This window comes from Shewanella sp. Isolate7 (assembly GCF_022398425.1).
In the GTDB taxonomy this organism is placed as follows: Bacteria; Pseudomonadota; Gammaproteobacteria; order Enterobacterales; family Shewanellaceae; genus Shewanella.
This window is the reverse complement of record NZ_JAKEVJ010000022.1, coordinates 36581-46991: the sequence shown is the minus strand read 5'-3', so window position 1 is coordinate 46991 and position 10411 is coordinate 36581. Positions and strand designations below refer to the sequence as shown.

Genomic DNA, 10411 nt, shown 5'->3' with positions numbered 1-10411 from the left:
TCGCGCCGAGAGAGCGATAAAACCGTTCGTCATTGGGCGGAAGAACTGGCTATTTGCCAATACGGCCAATGGTGCGAACGCGAGTGCCATACTGTACAGTGTGATCGAAACCGCCAAGGCGAATGGGTTGACGCCCTTCGATTACTTGATGTACTGCCTTGAGCAGTTGTCACTTAAGCCCGAGTGTCTAGAACACTTGCTACCCTGGAATGCAAAACTCGGCTAGGTGCAGTTCTCCGGACGGATACATACTTGTAACTGCTGCGGTGAATACTAAATACTGAACAAATCCGCTTTACGCTATGGCTCTTCCTGAGTTTCTCGACTAACGAGAACTGTTCAGTGAGTCTGACATCAAGAGAGCCGTAGCCTTTTTTAAAATGGTGTTCTCTTCTTCAATGCGGCGGATTTTCTTCTCCAGCTCACGGATCCGCTGTTGTTCGGGGGTGAGCGGTGCGCCTTTGGGGGATACGCCTTGCTTCTCCTGTCGAAGCTGGTTTACCCATTTACGCATGGCTGAATKACTSACGCCCATCGCGYTTGCAGCCTCAGTTATGCTGTATCCCTGTTTCGTTACCAGCTGCGCAGCTTCTAATTTGAACTCTGCACTGAATGTCGGTCTTGTGTTCNATGGTGTTCTCTTCTTCAATGCGGCGGATTTTCTTCTCCAGCTCACGGATCCGCTGTTGTTCGGGGGTGAGCGGTGCGCCTTTGGGGGATACGCCTTGCTTCTCCTGTCGAAGCTGGTTTACCCATTTACGCATGGCTGAATGACTCACGCCCATCGCGTTTGCAGCCTCAGTTATGCTGTATCCCTGTTTCGTTACCAGCTGCGCAGCTTCTAATTTGAACTCTGCACTGAATGTCGGTCTTGTGTTCTTCATTTCTACCACCTTTTCTCTGGAAGTGAGTCTATCACTTCGTCTATTCAGGTGGCCAAATTCACTATGCCACTACAAATCATGCGCTAACTCATCAGTACTGTCTTCTTGTCGCTATTCTCACCTAACGCTTGCGCTATACATTTGAGCTGACAGTGTTATCTTGCAAATCATGGGGTGTCATAGAGTGAATTGATTATACTCATGCTAATTGCAGGCGCTTCTTTATCATAGACATGTAAGGGATAACGAGAATGGTAGAACAGATCACGGCCATGTTGGGGCTAGTGGGGATCTTGTCAATTGTATGTCAGTGGCTTGGCTGGCGACTGCGATTACCGGCAATACTTCCTCTGTTGCTGTGCGGATTGTTAGTTGGACCGGTTTTTAACGTGCTAGATCCCGATGCCATATTCGGCGATCTGCTGTTTCCTGTTATCTCACTCGGGGTGGCGGTTATCTTGTTTGAGGGGGCGCTGACACTTAACTTCTCCGAGATCCGCGAACATGGTCGCATGGTGACCCACCTGGTGTCGCTCGGCACCTTAGTCACCTGGTTGTGTATCGGTGTTGCGACCCATTTCATCATGGATTTTTCCTGGCAGCTGGCCATGTTGTTTGGTGCCTTGGTGGTGGTGACTGGGCCAACTGTGATCGTGCCTATGCTGCGCAGCATCAAGCCCAAGTCGCAACTGGCGAGCATACTGCGCTGGGAGGGGATAGTGATCGATCCCATTGGTGCCTTGCTCGCGGTCCTGGTGTTTGAGTACCTTACGGTCGCGGCCGAGCCTGCGAGTCATGTGCTGCTATCGCTGTTTTCCATGCTTGGGGTTGGCCTGGGGCTCGGCGCACTGTTTGGCTACGGCATAGGCGTGATGTTGCGTCGTGCCTGGGTGCCTCATTATCTTAAGAATACGGCGGTACTCACCATCATGTTGGGCGCCTTTGTGGTTTCAAACCTGCTACAGGAGGAGTCGGGCCTGCTGACCGTTACCGTGATGGGGATCTGGCTGGCGAACATGCGCGGCGTCGATATTGGTGAGATAGTGGAGTTTAAAGAGACGCTGACGGTACTCTTTATCTCGGGCCTCTTCATCTTGTTGGCGGCCAGGTTAGATTCTGCCGCTCTGATGCAGTTGGGCTGGCAGGGTTTGGCGCTTTTGCTGGTGGTGATGTTTATTGCCAGGCCCCTGAGTGTCTGGTGCTGCGCCTTTGGTACTTCGCTGCCCAGAGCCGATAAATGGTTTTTAAGTTGGGTGGCGCCGAGGGGGATCGTCGCCGCGGCAGTATCGTCTCTGTTTGCCATCAAGCTTGAACGTCTCGGGGTGGCCGGTGCCGATAAAATCGTCCCCCTGGTGTTTCTGATCATCATAGGGACGGTCGTTACCCAGAGTCTCACGGCAGGCGCCTGGGCGAGATTTCTCGGGGTAAAGGCTGGGTCTGCTCAGGGGCTGCTTATATTCGGCGCCTCCCAGTTTGCTAGGGAGCTGGCTAAGGTGCTGCTGCAGAAGAATGTCCAGGTAGTACTGGCGGATAATAACTGGGACAACATACGCTTGTCGCGCATGGACAATATCCCCGTCTATTTTGGTAATCCTGCCTCAGAGCATGCCGATAACGCGCTCGATATGACGGGGGTCGGCCGACTACTTGTGTTGTCTCCCTATCGTCAACTTAACCCCTTAGTGACCTTTCATTTTCAGGATATTCTTGGCAAGAATAAGGTGTTTGGCCTTGGGAGTGGTGAGGGCAACAGCGCCCGTCATCAGCTGTCAGAGGCCTACCTTAAACGTTTGTGCCTGTTTGGCGACAATGTTACCTACGCCAGGCTCGCCAGCACCATGGCAAAGGGCGGTAAGATTAAGAGCACCAGCCTGACGGAGAACTTCACCTTCGCCGATTTTAAGCAGCGTTATGGTGAAGGCGCCTTGCCACTGATTTATCTGCAAGAGGGTAAGGTAAAATTAATTACAGAGGCGGTTGATGATCTGCCTGTGGGCATCGAGCTGATCAGCCTGTTATCGGAAGAGGCCCTGAATGAGGCGCAGCTGGCCGACGAGAAGAAGGCGACAATCGATCAAAGCTGCAGTGAACAAAGCCGCAGTGAACAAAGCGGCGATGAACGAGGCAGTAGAGAGGGCGAATCGAGCAGCGATGCTACTGTCGGTAAGGAACAGACAAAGGAGGCCGGCATGAGTGCGGAAAGCCAAAAGGCATCGCAGACAGCCAATGAGAAAGCGACCGGCTAATACCAAGCGTAACAAATAATTGATCATGCTAGCTTGTTAAAACGCTCGATGACCGTATTAGTATTTTTAATTTTAGAATAACGACTTATCTAAAAATCCTGCTTCGTTCTCAAGCGCTTTCTCTGATCACATACTTACTGTGATTGGTATAATTTTTTAAAGCTCACGAGCGGAAAATAAAAAAGGAGGCATTAGCCTCCTTTTTTGTGGTTTGATGACGCCTATCTAATCGGCTTTAGTTCAGGCCGCTTGATTTTGCGCCTCATCGCTCAGGGTCTGGGCTCTAAGCTCTTCTGGGGCGAAGTCATCGACGTTGATTGACTTCATGCGGCCTATCTCGGCGCGTTCAAGCAGTGCCACTTCCTCATCGCTTAAGATCCCCAGCGCCTTACCTTCGGCGGCGAGTTTATCCAGCCACATGAAGGGGTGACGCTTACCGGTCGCCTTGCAGATCTTATCGTGCAATGGCTCACAGGCCAGAATATCTTTAAAGGTCTGCTCCTGAATCCCCACAGCATTGAAAGGCGATGGAGTCCAGAATTGCCCCTTACCCAGACGATCACGGCTAGCACAAGGGGTTTGCATTATCTTGGCCACCTTATGGTCCAGCACGTCGCTTGGACGCTTAATTGGACGACCAAATGGGAAGAGGATGACTCTCAGTACACGGCCCAGCCCCATTGGGAAGTTGTTCAGCAGATCGTCTAGCGAGTCTTGCAGCTTGTAGAGGGCATCTTCTACGGCCCACTGAACCAGCGCGAGGTCTTCACTCTGGCGGCCTTCGTCCTGATAACGCTTCAGGGTGGCAGAAGCCAGATAGAGCTGACTTAGCAGATCCCCCAGACGCGCCGAGACACGCTCTTTACGCTTGAGTCCACCGCCAAGGGTCGCCATGGCTAGATCCGATAGCAGTGCCAGGTTGGCGCTGAAACGGTTCATGTGCTGATAGTAACGCTTGGTCTTGTCCTTGTATGGGCTATTTGAGAAGTAGCTCGAGGTCAGGCCTAGCCAGAAGCTGCGCACCAGGTTGCTGGTGGTGAAGCCGATATGACCAAAGAGGGCAGAGTCAAAATCGTTCAGTGACTTATTAAGGTCCGGATCAAACGCCGCTTCCATCTCGGCTAAGACATAAGGATGGCAACGAATGGCCCCTTGACCATAGATGATCATCGAGCGGGTCAGGATGTTCGCGCCTTCAACGGTAATGGCGATAGGTGCCGCCTGATAGCCGCGGCCCAGGTAGTTGTTTTCACCTAGACACACACCCTTACCGCCGTGAATGTCCATGGCGTCGATGACACATTTCTGCATTCTGTCGGTCAGGTGATACTTGACGATGGCTGAGATCACTGAAGGCTTCTCGCCAAGATCGATACCTGTGGTCGTCAGCGTGGTGACAGCGTCCATCAGGTAGGCGTTACCGCCGATACGTGCCATTGGCTCTTCGATCCCCTCCAGCTTACCGATAGGCAGCTTGAATTGACGACGAATGCGGGCGTAGGCACCAGTGGCCACGGCTGCGGTCTTGATGCCACCTGCAGAGTTGGAGGGCAGGGTGATGCCGCGTCCAACCGAGAGGCACTCGACCAGCATGCGCCAGCCCTGACCGGCCATCTCTGGACCGCCGATGATGAAATCCAGTGGCACAAACACTTCGTTTCCGCGCGTCGGACCATTTTGGAACATACAGTTCAGCGGGAAGTGACGACGACCGGTTTCGACACCTGGCACATCCGTTGGGATCAGGGCGCAGGTGATGCCGAGCTCTTCCTTGTCGCCCAGTAGCTTGTCGGGATCTTGCAGCTTAAAGGCCAGACCCAGCACGGTAGCGATCGGCGCCAGGGTGATATAACGCTTGTTCCAGGTAAGCTTCATGCCCAGCACTTCTTCGCCTTGCCATTGGCCTTTACAGACGATACCAAAGTCGGGAATCGCGCCTGCATCCGAACCCGCTTCCGGGCTGGTAAGGGCAAAACAGGGGACTTCCAGGCCTTTGGCCAGGCGAGGCAGATAATGATCTTGCTGCGCCGGGGTGCCGTAGTGTTGTAGCAGCTCGCCAGGACCTAGTGAGTTGGGTACGCCCACGGTAGATGCCAGCTCGCTGCTAACGCCCGCCAGCTTTTGTAGTACGCGAGACTGGGCATAGGCAGAGAATTCCAGGCCACCATATTTCTTCTTGATGATCATGGCGAAGAAGCCGTTGTCTTTGAGGTATTGCCAGATAGACTCTGGCAGATCGCCGAGTTGGTGAGAAACCTGATGCTGGTTGAGCATCTTACACACTTCCTCTACCGGGCCTTCGATAAATGCCTGCTCTTCGGCAGTCAGGCGGGCGACAGGGTAGTTGTGAAGCTTCTTCCAGTTGGGCTTACCGGCAAAGAGATCCGCTTCCCACCAGGTGGTACCGGCTTCGATCGCTTCTTTCTCGGTGGAAGACATCTCCGGCATGATTCCTTTATAGAGTTTCAGTAGCGGACGGGTGATCACGCTTTTTCTGAAGGCACCTATATTGATGGGAAGGGCGATGGCCAAAAAGACCAGCCAGGCAAGAGGGGAAATGCTTGCGGTTGCTGTACCCAGCGCCATCACGATAGCCGCGATGATGGTCGAGGTCAGCAGGGATACTCTAAGGTAGGCTAAGGCGCCTAATGCAAAGAGCATCACAAAAATCCAAAGTAAGCTAGTCACGGTAATTCTCCTTAAATAGCGACCGAAAGCTGCTCGATGTCAGCATTTTTTATATGACCATAATCACAATTATAGATGCTGGTCAGACCTGTGTCGCATAAAATCTAACCCTATGGCGGGTTTTATACAAGCATTTTTCAAACAATTGTTTAACTTTTTTGTTGAGGCGAGGATTCCACAAATTGGGTCAAGTCGTTAGAATTAATCAAGATAAGCAATTTTAGAGTGAAGGTGTCTTTTTATGTGTGAGTTGCTGGCCATGAGTGCCAATGTGCCCACGGATATCGTATTTAGTTTTACCGGGCTGGCAGAGCGTGGTGGCGTCACGGGGCCACACGTCGATGGTTGGGGGATCACCTTCTATGAGGGTAAGGGGAGTCGTACCTTTAAGGATGCTACCCCCAGCAGTCAGTCTCATGTGGCGCAGTTGATCAAGTCCTACCCCATTAAGAGTGAAGTGGTGGTGAGCCATATTCGTCAGGCGAACCGCGGCTGTGTGTCGCTGGAAAATACCCATCCCTTTACCCGCGAATTGTGGGGACGTTATTGGACCTATGCCCATAATGGTCAGCTGAGCGATTATCAGCAAAAATTTGCCGTGAAACGCTACCAGCCAGTCGGCGATACCGATAGCGAGCTGGCGTTTTGCTGGATTTTAGAGAAGGTGGTCGAGCGCTTTGGCGATGAGGCGCCAGCGGATCTGCTGCCCGTGTATCGGTTTATCGCCACCTTGGCCGATGAGATCCGTGCCCTCGGGGTGTTTAACATGATCTTAAGCGATGGTGAGCATCTGATGAGTTATTGCAGTAACAACCTGTGCCACATTACCCGCCGAGCCCCCTTTGGCAAGGCCAAGCTTATCGATACCGATGTGGTGATCGATTTCGATAAGGAGACCACGCCTAACGATATCGTGACCGTTATCGCCACTAGGCCGCTGACCGATAATGAAGATTGGCACATTTTAAAGCCGGGAGAGTGGAAGCTGTTTGCCCGGGGCGAAATTGTCTTAAGCCAAGAGACCGACGACTAGTCGGCTAGGTGTTTAATAAAAGAAGGGGCCTAGGCCCCTTCTTTTATGCTGCTCGCGCAAGCTTTGCGATAATTGACTCTTGCTATGACCCTGGCTATGACTTTGGCGGAGTCTGGGGCGGCGTATCGGCCGCGACTTTTGGCTGCTCCGTGGTTTGTTTCTCGGTTTGCGCCATGATCGGCTCGCTGTAGTGATAATTCAGCAGCTGGATATCCAGCTGTTTGCTGCCTTTCTCGAAGTGGGTGAGCCTGACGGGCAGGTAGCCGAGCTTGGGGGACATCCAGAAAAAAGTTTGGCGCTTATCGTTGTCACGCACCACTTCTATCTTGACCGTCTCATAGGTGCCGCTCGGGAGCACCATGCGCTCCTTACTGACCACCTTGAAGTCATATTCATCGATCTCGCCGCTCTTGAGCATCTTGTAATGCAGCTTGTCGCTGCCCTTCATGATATCGAGCCTAAACTGCAGTTGTACCATCAGGGGGTCGAAGAGATCCTGCGTATAGGGAAACTTAGCCCTTTCATCCTTGTAGCGGCTGTGCACCAGTTGCTGATCGAGCACATAGGCCGACTGCTCCTGATAGTCTGAGCCTGTACCGCTGCGGTTATGGATATAACGCATGGGCACCAGCTGTCCACCCTCTTCGCTGAAGGTGCTGATGACGGTGCGCTTATCCCATAGCATCAGCAGGCTGACATCGCTGTCGAAACGGTATTGGTACAGGTTGTCTTGGGGGGCTGGCAGTTGATAGCGTGCCTTGCCCAGTTCTATGCTGCCATAGTTCACCTGATACTCCGCCGTGTGCGGGGTCAAGGGGGATTCATCGGCCTGCGCGCTTAAGGCAATGGCACAGAAAGATGAAACCATGAGTGCGGATTTGAATATCGACAAGGCCTTCTCCCGGTCACGATAAATTAAAAGGGTAATGCAAACACTAGGGTCGCCAGATCCGGCTGCCACTCATACTTGGACAGCTTTACCCGACCTCGGTTCACTTCTATCGCTTCACTTCTTAATCTCTGCATCTGCTCGATAAAATGGGGGCTGGTCTCGGGAAAGGCGATTTTGCCCTGGCTGTTGATCACTCGATGCCAGGGGAGTGCTAGCGTATCGGGCGCCATCTTGAGGGCGCGAGAGACATAGCGTGCCCGCCCTGGCAGGCCGGCGAGATCGGCTATCTTGCCATAGGAGCTGACATGCCCCTCGGGGATCAGGGCAACCACATGCCATATCTTGGCCATGGGCGATAACTGTGTCTGATTCACGCTGTCTCCGTTCTGGCCCTAAGGCATCTCATCGTCATGGTAATGCTAGTTATACCAATCGTAATAAATAATTGATCATTCTAGCTTGTTAAAACGCTCGATAACTGCATTAATATTTTTAATTGTAGAATAACTACTTATCTAAAAATCTTGCTTTGTTCTCAAGCGTTTTTCCTGCGCTATTTCTGATCAAATACTTACTGTGATTGGTATTAGCCTGAGTTGAATGTGTCTTGCCAAGTGTTTGCAGGTGCATTGGCTATGTTCTGATAGTAAACCAGTTTCTAGATAATTTCTAAGGATAACGGGATGAGTGAAGTGAAGGCTGGAAGGTTTAACCGTCGCAGGTATTGGCTTGAGTATGGCTTGAGTATGGACGGAGTGGGATGACAGACAGGTCGATGGGGCTTTGACCTGTCTGTTGCTTGATCATCGGTTTATTGCCTGCTTGCTAATACCAGGATAAATCTCACCTTTTTTACAGGCGTTTTCGACTAGCTTTTTTTAACTGGCATCTGTCGACTAGCTCTGTGCGCTTAAGGCATTAGGCTGCGCCGGCGACAATGCCTGTTTGGCACCGATACGATGAAACAGCACCAGCCCTATGGCGGCCAGCAGACCGAATCCGCCTATGATGTACCACATTAAGGCGGGCTGGTTTGCGCCCTTGGCGACCTCGGCGTAGAGGTAGCCAGATAACGGGCCGGCCAGCAAGAAGCCGATGGCCGATGAGACAAAGTAGTAACCCATAAACATCGCCTTCTTATCCTGCGGGGCAAAGCTGGCTACATATTCCTGGCTCTTAGGTGAGGCCACCATCTCGCCGATGGAGAATACCAAGATGGAGGTGAGTACCATGGCGCCGCCCATGAGTATGCCGTGGGCGAGGCCCCCCAGCGCCGTGCCTAGCCCTAGAATCAGGGTGCCAGCCACCAAAACTGGCAGCGGACTGAATCGTTCGGCGATGCGGCTCACCATCACCTGCATCAGCACGATAGAGAGAAAATTGAGCCCGATAAGGTACTCGGGGTTTATCTGGCGATACTGCAGGGCAAACTGCTGGGCATATTGACTGACGAGCTCTGGCGCTTGGGCGATAGTCCCTAAGGCTGCCCCGAGTTCTTCTCTTGGGATCATCACCTTGGCATGCACCAGATCGAAATAGGCGTCTGATAGGCTCAGGCTACCGGCGCCATAGGCCTTTGCCGCGCCAAGCAGTTCGTCACCGAGCAGCGTGATATCCACGGGGGCGAAGAAGTCGAGCAGTCCGGGCCAGGGGGCGAGCATGGCGACTAGGTCCGAGGTATCGACAAAATCGCGAATATAGATGGGCAGGGTGATGAAGATCTGTTGGTAAACCATCCAGAAGCCGGAGAGGATAAGCAGGTAGATCACGAAGGGCTTGTTGCCAAGGGCGATCTTCTGTCTATACCAGGGCTGTTGCTTGTCAGATTTGGCGAGGGCATTCCAGATCATATGCAGGCTAAACCACACCAGGTGGATGGTCAGGCACTGCTCGCCGCTGATCCACTTGGCGCCGTAGGAGAGCAAGATCACTAAGGTGCCGAAAAACAGCAGGGCGAAACGAGCGTTGCCCAGCACCTCTTGAATGTCCCTGAATACCTGAGACAGTGACTTGCCCCGCTGCTGGTGAGGATCGGTCGGCTCGTGATAGAAGAAGAGAGCCGGAATGAAATTTATGCCGATCCAGATTGCCGACATGATGAAGACCCAGTCCCAGCTGATGGCGCGTACATAGCCGGCGATGAAAGGGCCGAGGAAACCACCCACGTTCACCATCATATAGAAGATGCCAAAACCCAGGCCGCGGTTGGTATGATCTGTGGTACGCGCCACAGTGCCTGTCACCACAGGTTTAAAGCAGGCTGCGCCGATGGCGACCCCCATGAAGGCAATGAAGAAGCTGCTAAAGCTACTTACCTGACCCAGCAGAAAATAACTGGGGCACATGATGGCGTAGGCGACGAGAAACATCTTGCGGTAACCGTAACGGTCGGCGAGAGCGCCGGTCAGCACAGGAAACAGATAGAGAAAGAAGGGGATCATTCCCTGCAACAGGCCACGCTCCTGCTCGCTAAAGCCCAGTCCGCCTTGGTGGGCGGGAGAGGTCATGTAGAGGGAGGAGAGGGTAAAGAAGCCATACCAGGCGAGTCGCTCGAAGATCTCCATGGTATTGGCCACATAGAAGGTGCTGGGCAAGGGGGTACGTGTAGGGTTTGACATTCTTATTCTCGTATATTGTATACATTTATCTTATCATGCTATCGGCTTGG

General features: G+C 52.7%; 7 protein-coding genes and 2 pseudogenes. 3 read left to right on the top strand and 6 right to left on the bottom strand.

The window, feature by feature from the left end:
- The coding region (locus L1D47_RS07390) for a transposase domain-containing protein (protein WP_239883628.1) at positions 1–226 on the top strand (226 nt) is incomplete at its 5' end.
- Between the two features lie 22 nt (positions 227–248).
- On the opposite strand, the pseudogene L1D47_RS07385 reads toward L1D47_RS07390, so the two are convergent.
- Both L1D47_RS07385 and L1D47_RS07380 read right to left on the bottom strand, forming a co-directional pair.
- A pseudogene (locus L1D47_RS07385) lies at positions 249–649 on the bottom strand (transposase); the annotation flags it as partial.
- Positions 636–884, bottom strand: a pseudogene (locus tag L1D47_RS07380) (transposase); the annotation flags it as partial. The pseudogenes L1D47_RS07385 and L1D47_RS07380, both read right to left, overlap by 14 nt.
- Positions 885–1135: 251 nt before the next feature.
- On the opposite strand from L1D47_RS07380, the gene L1D47_RS07375 reads away from it, so the two are divergent.
- Positions 1136–3130 carry a sodium:proton antiporter gene (locus L1D47_RS07375; protein ID WP_239883627.1) on the top strand — a complete coding sequence of 665 codons (1995 nt, stop codon included), beginning with the start codon at positions 1136–1138 and terminating at the stop codon, positions 3128–3130.
- 240 nt (positions 3131–3370) lie between these two features.
- On the opposite strand, the gene fadE is transcribed toward L1D47_RS07375, so the two are convergent.
- Complete coding sequence (fadE, locus tag L1D47_RS07370) at positions 3371–5818, bottom strand: acyl-CoA dehydrogenase FadE (protein WP_239883626.1); 2448 nt, start codon at positions 5816–5818, stop codon at positions 3371–3373.
- Positions 5819–6059: 241 nt separating this feature from the next.
- On the opposite strand from fadE, the gene L1D47_RS07365 reads away from it, so the two are divergent.
- Positions 6060–6851, top strand: a complete 792-nt coding sequence (locus L1D47_RS07365) for a class II glutamine amidotransferase (protein WP_239883622.1) — start codon at positions 6060–6062, stop codon at positions 6849–6851.
- A 94-nt stretch (positions 6852–6945) separates the two neighbouring features.
- Here the strand turns inward: L1D47_RS07365 and L1D47_RS07360 are convergent, their stop codons facing one another.
- The 3 genes from L1D47_RS07360 to L1D47_RS07350 all read right to left on the bottom strand — a co-directional run bounded on the left by L1D47_RS07360 (position 6946) and on the right by L1D47_RS07350 (position 10361).
- On the bottom strand, positions 6946–7719 hold the full coding sequence (locus L1D47_RS07360; RefSeq protein WP_239883630.1) for a DUF3108 domain-containing protein: 774 nt from the start codon (positions 7717–7719) through the stop codon (positions 6946–6948).
- 47 nt (positions 7720–7766) lie between these two features.
- Complete coding sequence (locus L1D47_RS07355) at positions 7767–8093, bottom strand: MGMT family protein (RefSeq protein ID WP_239851099.1); 327 nt, start codon at positions 8091–8093, stop codon at positions 7767–7769.
- A gap of 546 nt (positions 8094–8639) precedes the next feature.
- Positions 8640–10361 (bottom strand): MFS transporter, encoded by a 1722-nt coding sequence (locus L1D47_RS07350; RefSeq protein ID WP_239883615.1) that lies wholly within the window; start codon positions 10359–10361, stop codon positions 8640–8642.
- Between the last annotated feature and the right edge of the window lie 50 nt (positions 10362–10411).